Source organism: Enterobacter sp. K510, assembly GCF_055804875.1.
In genome coordinates, this window is the sequence record NZ_JBNRLQ010000004.1 from 117,522 (window position 1) to 133,979 (window position 16,458).

Here is a 16,458-nt window from a genome sequence, read left to right on the forward strand (position 1 = left end):
GTTGCCGGGTGGCGCTGCCGCTTCCCCGGCTTACCGATGAATGCTAATAACGCGAAGGAACGCCTTCCGGACGGGTCTTGAAGCGACGATGCAGCCACATGTACTGCTCCGGGGCCATCATGATGCATTTTTCGATCACGCCGTTCATCCAGGCGGCGGTGGTTTCGGCGTCATCCAGCGGCGGATCGTTTTGCGGATCCAGCATCACCAGTTCGTAGCCCTTACCGCCGGGTTTACGGCGCGGCACAAAGGGAACGATGCTCGCCTGGGACATTCTCGCCAGCATCCAGGTGCCGGATGTGGTCGCGGCCTGATCTACGGCGAAAAAGGGCACGAACACGCTGGCGCGCGGGCCATAGTCGTGATCCGGCGCGTACCACACCACTTCGCCGTTTTTCAGCGCCCGCACCATGCCTTTCAAATCCTTGCGATCGAGCATGGTTTTATTGGAACGCAGGCGTCCCCAGGTTTGCAGCAGGTCGATTACCGGGTTGTCATTCGGGCGATAAACACCGATCCCGGGCGTCTGCATACCAAACATACGCGCGCCCAGTTCGAGGGTCAGAAAATGCACCCCGATCAGCAGATTGCCGCGTTTCTGACGTTGCAGTTCATAGACCGGCTCAAAGTTGATGATGTCCGCCCAGCGGGCGATACGTTTGTCCGACCAGAACCAGGCCATGCCGGTTTCAAACAGGCCCATGCCCACCGACTCAAAATTCTTTACCACCATGTCGTGGCGCGCCGCCTGGCTCATTTCCGGGAAGCAAAGCTCCAGGTTACGGGTAGCGACATGCACACGACGCTTCATCAGGCGCATCGCCAGATGGCCAAGACCTGTACCCATCCGATAAATCACCGGGTAAGGGAGCTGAACCAGCAGCCACAGCAAACCAATACCAAACCAGGTTAACCAGTAGCGCGGATGAAGTAAGGCGGTGGAAAATTTGGGTAGATGTGTCATGTCATTCCTGTGATTCGACAAGCCGTGCGTTAATGCCTTCGCACTAAGATAAATTCACCGACGTTTATGGCGGAGAAATCGTTCTTTCCAGAGCCTCGTTGCCTGGTATTTTTTCTGGTGAGTGAAATGTAGCGCAAAATGTATGGATGTAAATTAACAGTATTTGCTATATGATGCTGCCCGTTTTTCACCCATCTCTCGTTATTGCAGGATAAGTACACCATGCCAGTGTTACACAACCGCATTTCGAATGAGGAGCTGAAGGCGCGTATGCTGGCGGAAGCCGAGCCGCGCACCACGGTCTCATTCTATAAGTATTTCACTCTCTCCGATCCGAAAGCCACGCGCGATGCCCTTTATCAGGCATTAACGGCGTTAAATGTTTTCGGGCGCATTTATTTAGCACATGAAGGCATCAATGCGCAAATCAGCGTGCCGCAAAGTCAGTTTGATGCGCTGCGTGACTGCCTCTATGCCTTTGATCCGGCGCTGGATGGTCTGCGACTGAACGTCGCGCTGGATGATGACGGAAAATCTTTCTGGGTGCTGCGCATGAAAGTGCGCGACCGTATCGTCGCCGATGGCATTGAAGATGAGACGTTTGATGCCAGCAATGTGGGGGATTATCTGAAGGCGGCGGAAGTAAACGCCATGCTGGATGATCCTGACGCGGTATTTATTGATATGCGCAACCACTACGAATACGAAGTGGGGCATTTTGAAGATGCGCTCGAAATTCCGGCGGACACGTTCCGCGAACAGTTGCCGAAAGCCGTTGAGATGATGCAGGAGCACAAAGACAAGAAAATTGTTATGTACTGTACCGGCGGCATTCGCTGCGAAAAAGCCAGCGCCTGGATGAAGCATAACGGTTTCAACAAAGTCTGGCATATCGAAGGCGGCATTATCGAGTACGCCCGTCGCGCCCGCGAGCAGGGACTGCCGGTGCGCTTTATCGGTAAAAACTTTGTCTTTGATGAACGCATGGGCGAGCGTATTTCCGACGATGTGATCGCTCAGTGTCATCAGTGCGGCGCGCCGTGCGACAGCCATACCAACTGTCTGAATGACGGTTGTCATCTGCTGTTTATTCAGTGTCCGGCCTGTGCCGAGAAGTTCAGCGGCTGTTGCAGTGTGTTGTGTCAGGAGGAGCGGGCGCTGCCGGAAGAAGAACAGCGTCGCCGTCGGGCTGGTCGTGAAAACGGCAATAAAATCTTCAACAAATCCCGTGGTCGTCTGAATACCCAGCTTGGGATCCCCGATCCGGAATAAATTGTTGCCGGGTGACGCAGCTGCGCACCCGGCAATCATTCTGCATTACTTCTTACGCACGCCTTCCACCGAAATAATCAGATCCACATCCTGAGACGCCGGACCGAGATCGGTAGTGATGTTGTAATCTTTCAGCTTAATTTTACCCGCCGCTTCAAAGCCCGCGCGTACGCCGCCCCAGGGATCGTCGCCCTGACCGATCAGTTTCGCTTTCAGCGTGACAGGTTTGGTGACGCCGTTCAGCGTAAGATCACCGGTAATATCCAGCGCATCGCCGTCTTTTTTCACTGCGGTTGACGCAAAGGTCGCCTGCGGGAATTTCGCCACGTTCAGGAACTCGGCGCTGCGCAGGTGCTTATCACGCTCGGCATGGTTAGTGTCCACGCTGTTGGTATTGATGGTGACGTTCACTTTATCCGCCGCCGGGTTTTTCTCATCGAAGGTGAAGGTGCCGTCAAAATCTTTAAACGTACCGTACAGCCAGCTGTAGCCCAGGTGCTGAATACGGAAGTTAACGAAGGCGTGCTGGCCCTCTTTGTCAATTTTATAATCTGCTGCCACGGCAGAGCCGGTAGTGAACAGCAGGGCGCTCAGGGCGAGGGCGGTAATACTTTTCTTCATCGTCATACTCCGGAGTCAGGGGATGATTTACCCAGCATGCGCTTGAGGGTGTCATCTTTATCAATGAAATGGTGCTTGAGAGCGGCAAGCGCATGCAGCGCGGAGAAGATCACCACGCCCCAGGCCAGCCATAGATGGATTTCACCTGCCAGATCCGCCTGAACCCCGGCGTCGGCGAAGGTGGCGGGGATCTCGAACCAGCCGAAAACGCTGATGGGTTTTCCGTCGGCGGTGGAGATCAGGTAACCGCTGAACACAATGGCGAACAGCAGCGCATAGAGAGCGACATGTCCGGCCACGGCGGCCAGACGGGTGGTGCGAGACCAGGATTTCAGCGCCGCAGGCGGCGGCGAGATCCAGCGCCACAGCAGACGCACCACCAGCCCCATCATCAGCAAAATGCCGATGCTTTTGTGCAGTTCAGGTGCCTGGTGATACCAGCCGTCATAATAGCTGAGCGTCACCATCCATAATCCCAGGGCAAACATGCCATACACCACCAGCGCCATCACCCAGTGGAGTGTCATCGACAGCACGCCGTAACGGCGGGGAGAATTACGCCATTGCATATAAATGTCCGTTTTAAATAACAAGGTGAAAGTAAAATGGCGCGGCGAAAATAATATTGCAACTTATAAATAACAAAAATAAACAATATTTTTACTTGTTCATTTTTATTGATGGATTGATGGCTTTGGCATTCAATGATTTAGTTATTAATTGCGGCAGCGGGCGAGGGCAGGCGCTACAACAGGGGGTTATAAGTTATAACCCTCATTCAAAAATACTGGGCAGAAAAGCGCAGATCTTCAGGAAATGTCAATTTTTGTCAGGGGATTAATCAATATAAAAGAGATAGATAATATCCAGTATGCCCAGCACCAGCCAGAAAATGAGATAGAGCATAAAATGCTCGCGGATATTATTCATAAAAAATTCAAATATACGACGCATCGCGTTACCCGGGATCAGATAAGTAAAACAGGCCCGACGGGCGGGCCTGCGGGGTCAGGATTTATCGAAACGGCTAAGGGCGAAGGGCGTCAGATCAAAAGATGGCGTCTGCCCGGCGGCAAAACGGGCAGCAATTTCGCCCAGCACCGGCGCGAACTTGAAGCCATGCCCGCTCAGTCCGCTGACCAGCAGCGTGTTGTCATGGCCCGGCAGGGTGTCGATGATAAAGTCCTCGTCCGGGGAATTATCATAGGTGCAGGCCGCGCCGTGCAGACAGCAGCCAATGCCCGGCAGGAACTGACGCAGGAAAGGAAAGGCTTCCGAACCATCGGTAGCCACGCTGCCAAAGGGCGTGCGCTCCTCTTCTGAAGAAATAATCTGTCCGCCGTTATGCCTGCCGATTTTCAGCGCGTCATCCTCAGCCGGAAAACCGTAGAACTGATCGCCGGAGGGCATCTCGCCGGTAAAGGCCGGGAAGTTGTTTTTGGCGCTGTAACGGCCATCGGCCTGATACCAGGCGAAAATCTTGCGTACCGGCTGCACCGGCAGGGAGGGGAGCAGCCGCGTGACCCAGGTGCCGGCGCTCACCAGCAGCTTCGCGCCGCTGTACTGGCCGTCGGCGGTGTCAATGGTGACGCCATCATCATGATGATGGATAGCGGTAACCGGGCAGTTAAACAGCTGGGCGCAGCCCGCTTCACGGGCGAGGCGGATCCAGGTTTTCACCGCCAGTTCGCTGCGCAGAAAGCCGGACTGTGATTCAAACAGACCGATATACCCTTCAGGGACGCGGATCTCCGGCCAGCGCGCCATCAGCGCTGCCGCATCGAGACGTTCGACGTCGAGATTAAATTCACGGGCGCTTTGCGCCACGTTTGCGAGGAAAGCGGAATCCGCAGGACCCAGGTTGATGACGCCGGTGCGTTCAAAGACCGCTTCACCGCTATCAGCGGCGAGCTCATCCCACAGGCTCTGGGCGCGCAGCACCAGCGGAACATATTTCTCGCCTTCACCATAGGCGTGGCGGATAAGGCGGGTGTCACCATGATGGCTGCCGTGCTGATGAGGCGGCAGCCAGGCGTCGGTCATCAGGACATTCAGCCCGGCGCGTGTGGCATAGTAGCCTGCCGCAGCCCCTACAGAGCCGCTGCCGACGATAATCAGGTCATATTTCATTACGCTCTCCTGGCAAATTCTTCAGGCAGGAGAGTAATTAACCTGTATGGGATATACAAGCCAGAAATAAATCAGGCACCCGAATGGGTGCCTGGAGGACAGAAGATACTCACGATCTAGTGTCTGCGATACTCATCTGCCTGATAGTCACCGGATTCGATCTTGGCGATCCCTGCTTCCAGAATCGAAATAAACTGACGGGCAACTTCAGTGGTGAGCCACAGCGTCTGGCCGACCTCAGTGTCATCACGGTCGGGCTGGCTTGGGGTCTGATAGTGCAAACGCAGCATCATGGCATCGTAACTGTCTACGGTGCTGATGTCCCACCCTACGAGCGGATGAGTTTGAATGACTTCATTATTTTTAACCATTTCAACCCCCATTTGCGTACGTGAATACAACGATTATTGAGGTTCAATGCGTGTTTTTCTGAAGCAGCTTAAGTATATCAATAATTAACGTGAATGCGTTAATTATTAGAACTATCGGCAATTCCGTCTTTTTATTTAAATTTTTTTGAAAGAAAGGGGCAGGAGATGCGGATTGTTTTTTCATCATCCCCTGATTTCAATCGGAAAGTGGCTGAAAAAAACAAAAAAAAGCCGGGGCGACCCGGCAAGAAGAACAATGAGGGTACTGCTTAGTGAGGTTGTAGTTTAATCCTGTCTGAACCAGTCATCGGCGCTTTCCCAGGTTTCCTGGAGAATTTCGCTGACGCGGTCTTTATCTTCTTTCGCTGCGCCGAACACCGTCAGGCTGTTGGCGGCGGCGAAACGTACTGAAACTTTGCCTTCGCTGTGCGGATAGTCATCACAGACGCGGCGGGAGAGTTCCTGAGCCAGCGCATCAATAGCGCCCGGCGGTAAGGCGGTGGTTCTGGCGATAGTCACTTCGATACGCATAGTTGCCCCCTGTATAATTTACTGGTTATTTATACAGTCATTACCCTGCATTTACAACAGGGGGCAGCGAATTTTTAACGCTTCACGCGCCAGCGCACGGTTTCTCCGGCGAGGAAGGGCACCAGGGTGTCATCGGTAAGGGCAATGCTTTCCGGCACCTGCTCCTCCTGACGCTCCAGCTCCACGAAACTCTCATTGACCGGCAGGCCGTAAAAACGCGGACCATTCAGCGAGCAGAAGGCTTCGAAGTGCGCAAGCGCCCCCATCTCCTCAAACACCGTGGCATAGCTTGCCAGCGCCGTCGGCGCGTTAAAGCAGCCTGCACAACCACAGCTTGCTTCTTTACGATGACGGGCATGGGGGGCCGAGTCGGTGCCAAGGAAAGCGCGCGTAAAACCGCTGGCGACCAGTTCACGCAACGCCTGCTGGTGGATATTACGCTTTAGGATCGGCAGGCAGTACAGGTGCGGGCGCACGCCGCCCACCAGCATATGGTTGCGGTTAAACATCAAGTGCTGTGGGGTAATGGTGGCGGCCAGCAGCTCATTGCCGTCGCGCACATAGTCGGCGGCATCTTTGGTGGTGATGTGTTCAAACACCACTTTCAGACCCGGCAGACGCTGACGCAGCGGCTCCATCACGGTGTCGATAAAGCGCGCTTCCCGATCAAAAATATCAATATCCGCGTGCGTGACTTCACCGTGCACCAGCAGCGGCATGCCCAGTTTTTCCATGCGCGTCAGCACCGGCATAATGGCGTCAATGCTGGTCACGCCGTGGCTGGAGTTGGTGGTGGCGTTAGCCGGGTAAAGCTTGGCGGCGGTAAACACCTTTTCGTTAAAGCCGCGCTCGATTTCGTCCGGATCCAGCGTATCGGTCAGATAGCAGGTCATTAATGGCGTGAAATCATGTCCGGCGGGGACGGCGTCGAGAATGCGCTGGCGATAGGCGATGGCGGCATCAACGGTAGTGATGGGCGGCACCAGGTTCGGCATGATGATCGCCCGGCCATACAGCTCACTGGTGTAGGGCACGACCGTTTTCAGCATATCGCCGTCACGAAGATGAATGTGCCAGTCGTCTGGGCGGCGGATTTTCAAAACCTGGGGTTGTGCTGTCATGAGTGCGCTCCGGCTTGCGTGGTAATCAGTCAGTGATGGCTGGTTTTATGCCGGGCACAAAGGATAGGCGTAAACGTTTTCGTTTGCATCCCTTTTCCGCACAGGACGCATAAAAAAGGGCGCCTGGCGCCCCTGGGTTAGTCAGTAAAAGGGATGACGATTTCGCCGGGTTTGACTTCAAGCCCTTTCGCGAATTTCTTCGCCAGCGCTTCCCCCTGGCTGCTATCTTCCCTCAGCACATAGGCGGGTTGCTGGTTAAAGTAGTTACGCAGCGACTGGTTAAGATAGGGCATCAGCGTCTGAATGACGCTCTGCATTTTCTGCGGCGTGACGGTGGCATCCACCACTTCCATCTCCTGCAGGTAGATTTCGCCTTTCTCTTTATTAAAAACCGGCAGCGCTTTCAGCTTCAGCGCAATGGTGGCTTTCTGGCTGCCGAAAAGGGAATTCATATCCAGATTCGCATCGCCGGTAAGGGTGACTTTATTGGGCTCTTCGCGGCCAATCGCGCTGCTCAGATTACGCAGCACAATGTGCGCGTCCGCCACGCCCGGCACGCCAATATCGCGGGAGAAATCGTTACGCTTTTGCAGCGCCTGATTAATTTCCTGCTCACTTACGGTGTACTGAGTTAACGGATTACACCCGGCGAGTAAACCACTCACAATCAGCGTGGCGGCTAAGACTATCTTCTTCATCGGTTTCCTCAACATGACACCTTTATGCCAATCGTGACATAAAGGAGCATCCCGCACCAGTGCAGCATATGCCAGCAGAAAACACCGAAAAGAGTGACGGGCGCTTTCGCACCCGTCCCGTTACGCTCAGATTGCCATGGATGAGAGCAGATTAATTTGCGTCTGTTTGGCCATATTATCGCGGTAATCCGCCACGCGGGTCGGCCAGGTGATGCCTGACACCAGCGTCAGGTTACGCAGCAGCGGGAAGAGATGAATGTCATCTTCAGAGAGTTCGCCATTAACGGCGTTAGGCTTGACGATGAGCTTATCCAGCGCCCGCAGGTCGTCGCTGATGTTCTTAACCAGCCCGGCGGAGTGGGCGAGGTGCTCCGCAAAATCGCCGATAGCCGCCTCCTTTTTCGCCACAAAATACGCGCGCGCTTCCGGCGTGGCGAACTCATCAAAGGGGGATTTGGCAAAGCGCGGGATCAGCAGGCGATTCACATAGCCATTCACCTTGCGCAGCCAGTCGGCAATAGCCGGGTTTTGCGCGCCGGTGAGCAGCGGCTGATGGTCAAGCTGATCAACATAGTGGACGATATCCATGCTTTCCGGCAGATAGCGGCTGTCGTCCTTTTGCAGGATCGGCGCCATCTTCTGACCAATCATACGCACCGGCGTGGCTTCGTCATCGTTGAGTAACACGTTCAGTTCGACGGGGAGATTCTTCAGGCCGAAAATCATGCGGGCTTTAAGACAGAACGGACAGTGATCGTAGATATAGAGCTTCACGTTTCTCCTCCAGATGATTGTGGTTCTCACTTTCAGTATGGAAGAGAAAAATGCGGCTTTCAAATCAGATGCCTGGCTCCGGCACCTCTGTGCGGGCGCTTTTCTGGCTGAACTGCCACCACAAGGCAACGAAGGTGGCAAGACCGATTAGCCCCAGCATCAGCCAGGGCAGCTCCGGTTGCGCCGACAGTTTTCCGGCGTCAAACAGCCAGCCGCCGCCCGCGTAACCCAGCGCACCGCCAAAAGCCAGCCCCAGTCGACTAAAGCCCATATAGCTGCCCCGCGCACGGGCGTCAGCCAGATCCGCCCCCAGGGTTTCCCGCGCCGGTTCGGCGATAATCGCGCCGAGATAAAACAGACAAATCAGCATAAACAGCTGTTGCAGCGACCCGACCATACCTACCGGCAACAGGCTGAGCGACATCAGCAGCAACCCGGCCATCAGGCGGTGCTCAAGGCGAAAACGTTTCTCGCTCCAGCGGGCGATGGGATAGAGCAGGGTCAGCGACAAACAGGCTTCAATGGCGTACATCCATTTCACCGCGGCAGGGGATCCGGCGATATCGTTGACCATAATCGGCAGCATCAGCATCACCTGAACCGCCAGAATGTAATAACCTGTCAGCGTCAGCACGTAGGTCACAAAGCGTTTATCGCGCAGCACCCGCTGTAGCCCTTCACGCACCGGCGTTTTAACCGTCGACAGCTTCCACGCCGGTAACAGCCAGGCGTTAAAGCCCGCGCAGAGGATAAACAGCACCGCGCCGGTGGCGCACACCAGGCGAAAATCGTACTGCAACAGCCAGCTTCCCAGCAGCGCGCCAATCACCGCCCCGGCGCTGTCCTGCATCATCAGCAGCGAGAAAAAGCGGCCGCGCTGCCGGGGACGCACCAGTTTGACCACCAGCGCCGAGCGCGGCGGATCGAACAGCGTTCCGCCAAGCCCGGAAAGAATGCAGGAAAACCACAGCAGCCAGGGTTCATGCGCCACCGCCATGGCGGCAAATCCGGCGGCGCGCAGCAGCATACCGGTAACGATCATCGGCTTGGCGCCAAAGCGATCCGCCACCGCGCCGCCGAAAATCCCCAGCCCCTGCTGGACAAACTGACGCAGACCGAGGGCAATACCAACCATCAGCGCCGCCCAGCCAAGCTGATCGACAAAACGAATAGAGATAAGCGGGAAGACGACAAAGAAGCCCAGCACCACCAGCATATTGTCGATCAGCAGGAAATATTTACCCAGGCTCCGTGCCTGCGATACGCGGGACATCTCCCCTCCGGGGAACAAAAAATCACCTGCTTATTCTGCGGGGTGACGCGGCATTTTCCCACCCGCCGCGGCGACAATATTTTTTCATCAAACCACCGCTTTGATTGATGACCTTCATCGAAACTCCATTCCGGCGCAGAAAATGGTATGTTGCTGTTTTCACAGACCGGCATTGCGCAGGTATAGTTAAGGAAAAGGGGTAACAAGACGTGAGCGGAAGGAGTGGTTATTGATGTTTGGCTATCGCAGTAACGTACCTAAAGCACGCCTGACCACCGATCGCCTGGTAGTGCGTCTGGTGCATGAGCGTGATGCCTGGCGGCTGGCCGATTATTACGCAGAAAATCGCCAGTTTCTGAAACCCTGGGAGCCGATCCGCGATGACAGCCATTGTTATCCTTCCGGCTGGCAGGCCCGCCTCGGCATGATCAACGAATTCCATAAACAGGGCAGCGCTTTTTACTTTGCGCTGCTCGATCCCGCAGAAAAAGAGATCATCGGCGTGGCGAACTTTTCCAACGTCGTACGCGGATCTTTTCACGCCTGCTACCTTGGCTACTCTATTGGTCAGAAATGGCAGGGGCAGGGGTTAATGTTTGAAGCCTTAAGCGCGGCGATCCGCTATATGCAGCGCACGCAGCATATGCACCGCATTATGGCCAACTACATGCCGCACAATAAACGCAGCGGCGATTTGCTGGCGCGTCTCGGTTTTGAAAAGGAAGGCTACGCCAAAGCTTATCTGCTGATTGACGGTCAGTGGCGCGATCACGTGCTGACGGCGTTAACGGCCACCGACTGGACCGCAGGGCGTTGACGATTATGCATCATCTGCTGAACAACGAGGCCGCTTTAGCCTCCGTATCCATTACTCACACAGACGGGAGAATGAAGTGAGCCGATTACGAATTGGTGTGGTAGGGCTTGGCGGCATCGCGCAAAAAGCCTGGCTGCCGGTACTGGCGGCGGCAACGGACTGGACGCTACAGGCTGCCTGGTCGCCGACGCGGGAAAAAGCGCTGCCGGTATGTGAAAGCTGGCGTCTGCCCTATGCCGACTCGCTGGCGCATCTTGCCAGCCAGTGCGATGCGGTCTTTGTGCATACCTCGACCGCATCGCATTATGCCGTGGTCAGCGAGTTGTTAAATGCCGGGGTGCACGTCTGCGTCGATAAGCCGCTGGCGGATAATCTGGCGGATGCCGAGCGGCTGGTGGAGCTGGCGGCGCGTAAAAAACTGACGCTGATGGTCGGCTTTAATCGCCGCTTTGCGCCCCTGTACCGCGATCTGAAAACCCGGCTGGAAAAAGGGGCGTCGCTGCGCATGGACAAGCATCGCAGCGACAGCGTCGGCCCGCACGATCTGCGCTTTACGCTGCTTGATGATTATCTCCATGTGGTGGACACCGCCCTCTGGCTGGCAGGCGGCCCGGCGCAGTTGCAGGGCGGCGTGCTGCACACCAATGACGAAGGGCAGATGTGCTACGCCGAACATCACTTCAGCAGCGATCTGTTGCAGATCACCACCAGCATGCACCGCCGCGCTGGCAGTCAGCGCGAGTGGGTACAGGCGGTGACCGACGGCGGCCTGTATGACGTTACCGATATGCGCGACTGGCGGGAGGAGCGCGGGCAGGGGGTGATCCTTCGTCCGGTGCCCGGCTGGCAGAGCACGCTTGAGCAGCGCGGATTTGTGGGCTGCGCCCGTCATTTTATCGAATGCGTGCAAAATCAGACGGTTCCCGAAACCGCCGGTGAACAGGCCGTGCTGGCGCAGCGCGTGATTGAAAAACTCTGGCGCGAGGCGATGACGGAGTAACCGCCCGTAACATAAGCCGGTAGTATTTCACCGCAATCCAGGTAGACTACCCGCCATACCCCCCGACGCCTGCTCTGCAGGCGTTTTGCCGTCAGGTTGTGGACGAACAACGTAATGAATTTATTAAAATCGCTGGCCGCAGTCAGCTCAATGACCATGTTTTCCCGCGTACTGGGATTTGCGCGGGACGCCATTGTGGCGCGTGTTTTTGGGGCCGGGATGGCCACCGATGCCTTTTTTGTGGCGTTCAAATTACCTAACCTGCTGCGGCGTATTTTCGCCGAAGGGGCGTTCTCGCAGGCCTTTGTGCCGATCCTCGCGGAATACAAAAGCAAGCAGGGCGACGACGCCACCCGCGTGTTTGTCTCCTATGTGTCCGGTCTGTTGACGCTGGCGCTGGCGGTGGTGACCGTGCTGGGGATGCTGGCCGCGCCCTGGGTGATCATGGTGACGGCGCCGGGCTTTGCCGATACCGCCGACAAATTCGCCCTGACGTCAAAACTTCTGACTATTACCTTTCCTTATATCCTGCTGATCTCGCTGGCCTCGCTGGCGGGGGCGATCCTCAATACCTGGAACCGCTTTTCTGTACCGGCATTCGCGCCCACCTTTTTAAACGTCAGTATGATTGGCTTCGCGCTCTTTGCCGCGCCCTACTTTAACCCGCCGGTGCTGGCGCTGGCGTGGGCCGTCACCGTGGGCGGCGTGCTGCAACTGGTCTATCAGCTGCCGCACCTGAAGAAAATCGGCATGCTGGTGCTGCCGCGCATCAATCTGCGCGACGCCGGGGCGATGCGGGTGGTGAAACAGATGGGCCCGGCTATTCTGGGCGTGTCGGTAAGCCAGATTTCGCTGATCATCAACACCATTTTCGCCTCCTTTCTGGTATCCGGTTCCGTATCCTGGATGTACTACGCGGACCGCCTGATGGAGTTTCCCTCCGGCGTGCTGGGCGTGGCGCTGGGCACCATTCTGCTGCCGTCGCTGTCGAGAAGTTTTGCCAGCGGCAATCAGGACGAATATTGCCGCCTGATGGACTGGGGGCTGCGTCTGTGTTTCCTGCTGGCGCTGCCGAGCGCGGTGGCGCTGGGTATTCTGGCGAAACCGCTTACCGTGTCGTTATTTCAGTATGGTAAATTTAACGCCTTCGATGCGCTGATGACCCAACGTGCGCTGGTGGCCTATTCGGTGGGGCTGATCGGGCTTATCGTGGTGAAAGTGCTGGCGCCGGGCTTCTACTCCCGCCAGGACATCAAAACGCCGGTGAAAATCGCCATCGTCACGCTGATCATGACCCAGGTGATGAACCTGATGTTTATCGGCCCGCTAAAGCACGCCGGGCTGTCGCTGTCGATTGGTCTGGGCGCCTGTCTGAATGCTTCCCTGTTGTACTGGCAGCTGCGTAAGCAGAACATCTTTACCCCGCAGCCGGGCTGGTCGCGCTTTCTGCTGCGTCTGATCGTTGCGGTAGCAGTGATGTCCGCCGCGCTGGTGGGCATGATGATGGTGATGCCGGAGTGGTCGCAGGGCACCATGGCCTGGCGTCTGCTGCGCCTGATGGCGGTGGTGGTGGTGGGCGTGATCGCTTATTTCGCCACCCTGGCGGCGCTGGGATTCAAAGTGAAAGAGTTTGCGCGTAAGACGGTATAAAAACAGCAACAGGGAGTCAAATGACTCCCTGTCTGTAACTGGTAACGCGTACGGTCACGATCAGATGGAGATTTTCTTGCCGCCGCGCGTGGTCGAGGATGTCTGTCCGTTGGCCCCGTATAACCCTGGCTCCTGATGCGGTTTCAGCACCTCAAGCGCTTGCTGGTTACGGATAATCTGGCCTTCAAGCAACCAGCCGTTGTGCTGGTTAAGATCGCGTAAATGCTGTGTCTTGGCGGTAATGGACTGCCAGCGTTCTGCAACATCATCATTGGAAGCGCGTCTGGCGTTCTGCTCCGCGCGTCGCTGTTGCTCCAGATAGTCCAGCGTAGCGAGCAACGAGCTCTTTTCTTCCGTAATGCGCTGCAGGGCGCTGCCATTGAAGTGGCCTGCGGAAAGTTGCTGTTGCTCAGCATCCATCACGACTTTCAGGTCGTTCAGGATAACTGTCATCTTATCCAGTATTTCTGACAGTTGATTCATACGCTTATTTACTCTGTAAGAAACTCTGTGCTTCCTGAATCAGCGCATCGGCGATTTTGCCGGTGTCCATTTTCAGTTCGCCGTTGCGGATCGCGGCCTTCAGGCTTTCTATGCGCTCAACATTAATATCGTCGTCACCGGACTGGACCAGACGGGACTGGGCATTGCTGATGGTAACGTTAGTGCTGTTAGCAGTAACCGGTTTTTCCAGGCGCGTTTTGGCTGCCTGAGTTTCGTTGCTTTCGCGCTGTTGAACAGTGTTGACCGGCTTCAGGGGCGATGTACGTTCAATGCTCATAGTGTGGTCCTCATCGAGGTTTTGCGGCGCAGACGCCTGCCATTCATCATATGTTGATTATTTATCGGCAGATGCCGCAAATTCTTTAAAGAATTATAGATTAATAAGAATATTCCCATCAGGACCGACCATCCCGCTCACCACCTGGCCTGACGCCATGCGAACCCGGGCGTTTTGCGCCACGGCAGCATTATTCATCGCCTGGCCTTCGCCGTTAACGCTAAAGCCGTCGCCCTGTGCGATAACCTGCACTTTCTGACCGGCTTTGATACGCCAGGCCTGGCGCAGCATCGACAGCTGGATCGCCTGACCGGGGGCGACGTCGCGTAAACTTACCGCATCCTGCGCCTGATTGATATCCAGCATGGTGCGCGGCGGCAGCTGATCGAGACGACCACGGGTGAGGGTGACGCTCCCCGGTTGCAGCGTACTGCCACGGGTTATCGGCTGCGCGGCGACGACATAATTGCCCGTGGCCTGCACCTGCACCTGAACGTAACGTTTTTCATTGGCGCACTGCGCCAGCACGTTCACATTCCCCCAGAGTTTAGCACTTCCCGCCACGCTGAGCGCCGGTTGTTCGCAGGCGGGCAGCAGATTTGGCGCGCTGCGCACCTTTACCACCACCTCATCGCTGAAGCCTGCCAGCCGCTGGGCAAAAAACGCCGTCAGCTGCGCATTGAGATCCGCCGCCAGCAGCGACGCGCTAAAAAACAGTAAGGTCGCGGCTAAACCGCCTTTCAGGGTGTTCATCGCAGACTCCTGCCTGTTTAAAGAATGCCGAGATTCTACCCGCACAATAAATCTATCAACGCAATAAATAGCGACGCATTTTGCGCTTATTCAGACGATGACGCATGGACAACGCCATTTAAGCTGTCACCTGTCAATTTATCATCAGCGTAATGTCATCAGCGGGGGAGACATGCTCGATAAACTCGATGCCGCGCTACGTTTTCAGCAGGAAGCGTTAAATCTGCGCGCGCAGCGCCAGGAAGTGCTGGCGGCCAATATTGCCAACGCCGATACCCCGGGGTATCAGGCACGCGATATGGATTTCAGCAGTGAACTCAAAAAGGTGATGGAGCGCGGTCGTGCTGAAAATAGCGGTGTAGCCTTGCAGCTGACCTCTGCCCGTCATATTCCGGCTCAGGCAATGACCGCGCCGTCTGCCGATCTGCTGTACCGCATTCCGGACCAGCCTTCGATGGATGGTAATACCGTCGATATGGATCGCGAACGTACACAATTCGCCGATAACACCCTGAAATACCAGACCGGTCTGACCGTACTGGGTGGGCAGATCAAAGGCATGATGAGCGTATTGCAGGGGGGGAATTAACAGATGGCATTACTGAACATTTTTGATATCGCCGGTTCCGCGATGACCGCCCAGTCCAAGCGTCTGAACGTGGCGGCCAGTAACCTGGCCAACGCCGACAGCGTCACCGGACCGGATGGCCAGCCTTATCGCGCAAAACAGGTGGTATTTCAGGTAGATGCTGCGCCAGGCGCGGCGACCGGTGGGGTGAAGGTCTCTGAAGTGATCGAAAGTCAGGCCCCGGACAAACTGGTGTACGAACCGGGTAACCCGCTTGCCGATGCAAAAGGGTATGTGCGTATGCCGAACGTCGATGTGGTGGGCGAAATGGTCAACTCCATGTCCGCCTCCCGCAGCTACCAGGCAAACGTTGAAGTGCTTAACACCGTCAAGAGCCTGATGCTCAAGACCCTGACCCTCGGCCAGTAAAGGAACAAGGCATGTCTATTTCCGTTAACGTTAATGACACTACCGCCGCCGCCGGTACTTCCGCCGCCACGGGCAACAGCTCGCTGACCGGCAGTAAAGCAGAAGATTTACAGGGCAGCTTTTTAACGCTCTTGGTCGCACAGCTGAAAAACCAGGATCCGACCAATCCGATGCAGAACAACGAACTGACCACACAGCTGGCGCAAATCAGCACCGTGAGCGGCATTGAAAAGCTGAACACCACGCTCGGCTCTATCTCCGGTCAGCTTAATAACAACGCCTCGTTGCAGGCCAGCACGCTGATTGGGCATGGCGTGATGATCCCTGGCACTACGATACTGGCGGGTAAAGAAACCACCACGCCGTTTGGCGTTGAGCTCCAGCAGGCCGCCGATAAAGTCACCGCCACCATTACCGATAAAGCCGGTGTGGTGGTGCGCACCATCGATATAGGCGCGCTGAAAGCGGGCGTCCACAGCTTCAACTGGGACGGCACCCTGGCGGACGGCACGGCAGCGCCGGACGGTTCTTATAACGTGGCGATTAACGCCAGCAACGGCACCACTCAGCTGGTTGCCCAACCGCTACAGTTTGCGCTGGTGCAGGGTGTTACCCGCGGCAGCAACGGCAACTTGTTAGATTTGGGTACCTACGGTACCACCACCCTCGACGAAGTACGGCAGATTATCTAAGCCTTCATTTATC

General features: G+C 56.0%; 21 protein-coding genes. 7 read left to right on the forward strand and 14 right to left on the reverse strand.

Annotated features, from left to right (window positions below; genetic code table 11):
- Positions 1-43: 43 nt before the first annotated feature.
- Entirely contained in the window at positions 44-964 is a 921-nt protein-coding gene (locus ACQUTD_RS08360; protein ID WP_473274917.1) for an LpxL/LpxP family Kdo(2)-lipid IV(A) lauroyl/palmitoleoyl acyltransferase, read from the reverse strand.
- A gap of 222 nt (positions 965-1,186) precedes the next feature.
- Between ACQUTD_RS08360 and trhO the strand changes: the two genes are divergently transcribed.
- Positions 1,187-2,236: an oxygen-dependent tRNA uridine(34) hydroxylase TrhO gene (gene trhO / locus ACQUTD_RS08365; protein ID WP_473274915.1), complete on the forward strand. Its 1,050-nt coding sequence runs from the start codon at positions 1,187-1,189 to the stop codon at positions 2,234-2,236.
- 45 nt (positions 2,237-2,281) lie between these two features.
- Here trhO and ACQUTD_RS08370 read toward each other — a convergent pair whose 3' ends face one another.
- The 10 genes from ACQUTD_RS08370 to mdtH form a co-directional block, all read right to left on the reverse strand.
- The gene (locus ACQUTD_RS08370) at positions 2,282-2,857 is read right to left on the reverse strand and encodes a YceI family protein (protein ID WP_218334760.1); all 576 of its coding nucleotides are present in this window, start codon (positions 2,855-2,857) and stop codon (positions 2,282-2,284) included.
- A 2-nt stretch (positions 2,858-2,859) separates the two neighbouring features.
- A complete protein-coding gene (locus ACQUTD_RS08375; protein WP_072568124.1) occupies positions 2,860-3,426 on the reverse strand; it encodes a cytochrome b in 567 nt (188 codons plus the stop codon).
- 268 nt (positions 3,427-3,694) lie between these two features.
- The gene (locus tag ACQUTD_RS08380) at positions 3,695-3,811 is read right to left on the reverse strand and encodes a YceO family protein (RefSeq protein WP_072568125.1); all 117 of its coding nucleotides are present in this window, start codon (positions 3,809-3,811) and stop codon (positions 3,695-3,697) included.
- 54 nt (positions 3,812-3,865) lie between these two features.
- A complete protein-coding gene (solA, locus tag ACQUTD_RS08385; protein WP_072568126.1) occupies positions 3,866-4,987 on the reverse strand; it encodes an N-methyl-L-tryptophan oxidase in 1,122 nt (373 codons plus the stop codon).
- A gap of 116 nt (positions 4,988-5,103) precedes the next feature.
- Complete coding sequence (gene bssS, locus ACQUTD_RS08390; protein WP_072568127.1) at positions 5,104-5,358, reverse strand: biofilm formation regulator BssS; 255 nt, start codon at positions 5,356-5,358, stop codon at positions 5,104-5,106.
- Positions 5,359-5,643: 285 nt separating this feature from the next.
- Positions 5,644-5,889 (reverse strand): DNA damage-inducible protein I, encoded by a 246-nt coding sequence (gene dinI / locus ACQUTD_RS08395; protein WP_072568129.1) that lies wholly within the window; start codon positions 5,887-5,889, stop codon positions 5,644-5,646.
- A gap of 74 nt (positions 5,890-5,963) precedes the next feature.
- Positions 5,964-7,010, reverse strand: coding sequence for a dihydroorotase (gene pyrC / locus ACQUTD_RS08400; RefSeq protein ID WP_072568130.1), 1,047 nt, complete (start codon positions 7,008-7,010; stop codon positions 5,964-5,966).
- Positions 7,011-7,147: 137 nt separating this feature from the next.
- On the reverse strand, positions 7,148-7,708 hold the full coding sequence (locus ACQUTD_RS08405) for a lipoprotein (RefSeq protein ID WP_072568131.1): 561 nt from the start codon (positions 7,706-7,708) through the stop codon (positions 7,148-7,150).
- 126 nt (positions 7,709-7,834) lie between these two features.
- The gene (grxB, locus tag ACQUTD_RS08410; protein ID WP_072568132.1) at positions 7,835-8,482 is read right to left on the reverse strand and encodes a glutaredoxin 2; all 648 of its coding nucleotides are present in this window, start codon (positions 8,480-8,482) and stop codon (positions 7,835-7,837) included.
- A gap of 64 nt (positions 8,483-8,546) precedes the next feature.
- Positions 8,547-9,755, reverse strand: a complete 1,209-nt coding sequence (gene mdtH, locus ACQUTD_RS08415) for a multidrug efflux MFS transporter MdtH (protein ID WP_473274910.1) — start codon at positions 9,753-9,755, stop codon at positions 8,547-8,549.
- 232 nt (positions 9,756-9,987) lie between these two features.
- Between mdtH and rimJ the strand changes: the two genes are divergently transcribed.
- From rimJ to murJ, 3 genes are all read left to right on the forward strand, one after another.
- Entirely contained in the window at positions 9,988-10,572 is a 585-nt protein-coding gene (rimJ, locus tag ACQUTD_RS08420; protein WP_473274908.1) for a ribosomal protein S5-alanine N-acetyltransferase, read from the forward strand.
- A 76-nt stretch (positions 10,573-10,648) separates the two neighbouring features.
- Positions 10,649-11,572 carry a Gfo/Idh/MocA family protein gene (locus ACQUTD_RS08425; RefSeq protein ID WP_072568135.1) on the forward strand — a complete coding sequence of 308 codons (924 nt, stop codon included), beginning with the start codon at positions 10,649-10,651 and terminating at the stop codon, positions 11,570-11,572.
- A gap of 114 nt (positions 11,573-11,686) precedes the next feature.
- Positions 11,687-13,222 (forward strand): murein biosynthesis integral membrane protein MurJ, encoded by a 1,536-nt coding sequence (gene murJ, locus ACQUTD_RS08430; RefSeq protein WP_318374563.1) that lies wholly within the window; start codon positions 11,687-11,689, stop codon positions 13,220-13,222.
- Positions 13,223-13,282: 60 nt separating this feature from the next.
- Here the strand turns inward: murJ and flgN are convergent, their stop codons facing one another.
- The 3 genes from flgN to flgA form a co-directional block, all read right to left on the reverse strand.
- Entirely contained in the window at positions 13,283-13,705 is a 423-nt protein-coding gene (gene flgN / locus ACQUTD_RS08435) for a flagella biosynthesis chaperone FlgN (protein ID WP_072568137.1), read from the reverse strand.
- A gap of 4 nt (positions 13,706-13,709) precedes the next feature.
- A complete protein-coding gene (flgM, locus tag ACQUTD_RS08440) occupies positions 13,710-14,003 on the reverse strand; it encodes a flagellar biosynthesis anti-sigma factor FlgM (protein ID WP_473274906.1) in 294 nt (97 codons plus the stop codon).
- A 93-nt stretch (positions 14,004-14,096) separates the two neighbouring features.
- Complete coding sequence (flgA, locus tag ACQUTD_RS08445) at positions 14,097-14,756, reverse strand: flagellar basal body P-ring formation chaperone FlgA (protein ID WP_072568139.1); 660 nt, start codon at positions 14,754-14,756, stop codon at positions 14,097-14,099.
- A gap of 172 nt (positions 14,757-14,928) precedes the next feature.
- Between flgA and flgB the strand changes: the two genes are divergently transcribed.
- The 3 genes from flgB to flgD are packed head-to-tail and all read left to right on the forward strand — an operon-like array spanning position 14,929 to position 16,445.
- Positions 14,929-15,345, forward strand: coding sequence for a flagellar basal body rod protein FlgB (gene flgB, locus ACQUTD_RS08450; protein ID WP_072568140.1), 417 nt, complete (start codon positions 14,929-14,931; stop codon positions 15,343-15,345).
- Between the two features lie 3 nt (positions 15,346-15,348).
- Positions 15,349-15,753, forward strand: coding sequence for a flagellar basal body rod protein FlgC (gene flgC / locus ACQUTD_RS08455; RefSeq protein WP_072568141.1), 405 nt, complete (start codon positions 15,349-15,351; stop codon positions 15,751-15,753).
- Positions 15,754-15,764: 11 nt separating this feature from the next.
- Complete coding sequence (flgD, locus tag ACQUTD_RS08460; protein ID WP_072568142.1) at positions 15,765-16,445, forward strand: flagellar hook assembly protein FlgD; 681 nt, start codon at positions 15,765-15,767, stop codon at positions 16,443-16,445.
- The last annotated feature ends 13 nt before the right edge of the window (positions 16,446-16,458 follow it).

What these genes read in the sequence shown, in the direction of transcription:
- ACQUTD_RS08360 (WP_473274917.1), bottom strand. Translation starts at nt 964, where the DNA reads ATGACACATCTACCCAAATTTTCCACCGCCTTACTTCATCCGCGCTAC.
- trhO (WP_473274915.1), top strand. Translation starts at nt 1,187, where the DNA reads ATGCCAGTGTTACACAACCGCATTTCGAATGAGGAGCTGAAGGCGCGT.
- ACQUTD_RS08370 (WP_218334760.1), bottom strand. Translation starts at nt 2,857, where the DNA reads ATGAAGAAAAGTATTACCGCCCTCGCCCTGAGCGCCCTGCTGTTCACT.
- ACQUTD_RS08375 (WP_072568124.1), bottom strand. Translation starts at nt 3,426, where the DNA reads ATGCAATGGCGTAATTCTCCCCGCCGTTACGGCGTGCTGTCGATGACA.
- ACQUTD_RS08380 (WP_072568125.1), bottom strand. Translation starts at nt 3,811, where the DNA reads ATGCGTCGTATATTTGAATTTTTTATGAATAATATCCGCGAGCATTTT.
- solA (WP_072568126.1), bottom strand. Translation starts at nt 4,987, where the DNA reads ATGAAATATGACCTGATTATCGTCGGCAGCGGCTCTGTAGGGGCTGCG.
- bssS (WP_072568127.1), bottom strand. Translation starts at nt 5,358, where the DNA reads ATGGTTAAAAATAATGAAGTCATTCAAACTCATCCGCTCGTAGGGTGG.
- dinI (WP_072568129.1), bottom strand. Translation starts at nt 5,889, where the DNA reads ATGCGTATCGAAGTGACTATCGCCAGAACCACCGCCTTACCGCCGGGC.
- pyrC (WP_072568130.1), bottom strand. Translation starts at nt 7,010, where the DNA reads ATGACAGCACAACCCCAGGTTTTGAAAATCCGCCGCCCAGACGACTGG.
- ACQUTD_RS08405 (WP_072568131.1), bottom strand. Translation starts at nt 7,708, where the DNA reads ATGAAGAAGATAGTCTTAGCCGCCACGCTGATTGTGAGTGGTTTACTC.
- mdtH (WP_473274910.1), bottom strand. Translation starts at nt 9,755, where the DNA reads ATGTCCCGCGTATCGCAGGCACGGAGCCTGGGTAAATATTTCCTGCTG.
- rimJ (WP_473274908.1), top strand. Translation starts at nt 9,988, where the DNA reads ATGTTTGGCTATCGCAGTAACGTACCTAAAGCACGCCTGACCACCGAT.
- murJ (WP_318374563.1), top strand. Translation starts at nt 11,687, where the DNA reads ATGAATTTATTAAAATCGCTGGCCGCAGTCAGCTCAATGACCATGTTT.
- flgN (WP_072568137.1), bottom strand. Translation starts at nt 13,705, where the DNA reads ATGAATCAACTGTCAGAAATACTGGATAAGATGACAGTTATCCTGAAC.
- flgM (WP_473274906.1), bottom strand. Translation starts at nt 14,003, where the DNA reads ATGAGCATTGAACGTACATCGCCCCTGAAGCCGGTCAACACTGTTCAA.
- flgA (WP_072568139.1), bottom strand. Translation starts at nt 14,756, where the DNA reads ATGAACACCCTGAAAGGCGGTTTAGCCGCGACCTTACTGTTTTTTAGC.
- flgB (WP_072568140.1), top strand. Translation starts at nt 14,929, where the DNA reads ATGCTCGATAAACTCGATGCCGCGCTACGTTTTCAGCAGGAAGCGTTA.
- flgC (WP_072568141.1), top strand. Translation starts at nt 15,349, where the DNA reads ATGGCATTACTGAACATTTTTGATATCGCCGGTTCCGCGATGACCGCC.
- flgD (WP_072568142.1), top strand. Translation starts at nt 15,765, where the DNA reads ATGTCTATTTCCGTTAACGTTAATGACACTACCGCCGCCGCCGGTACT.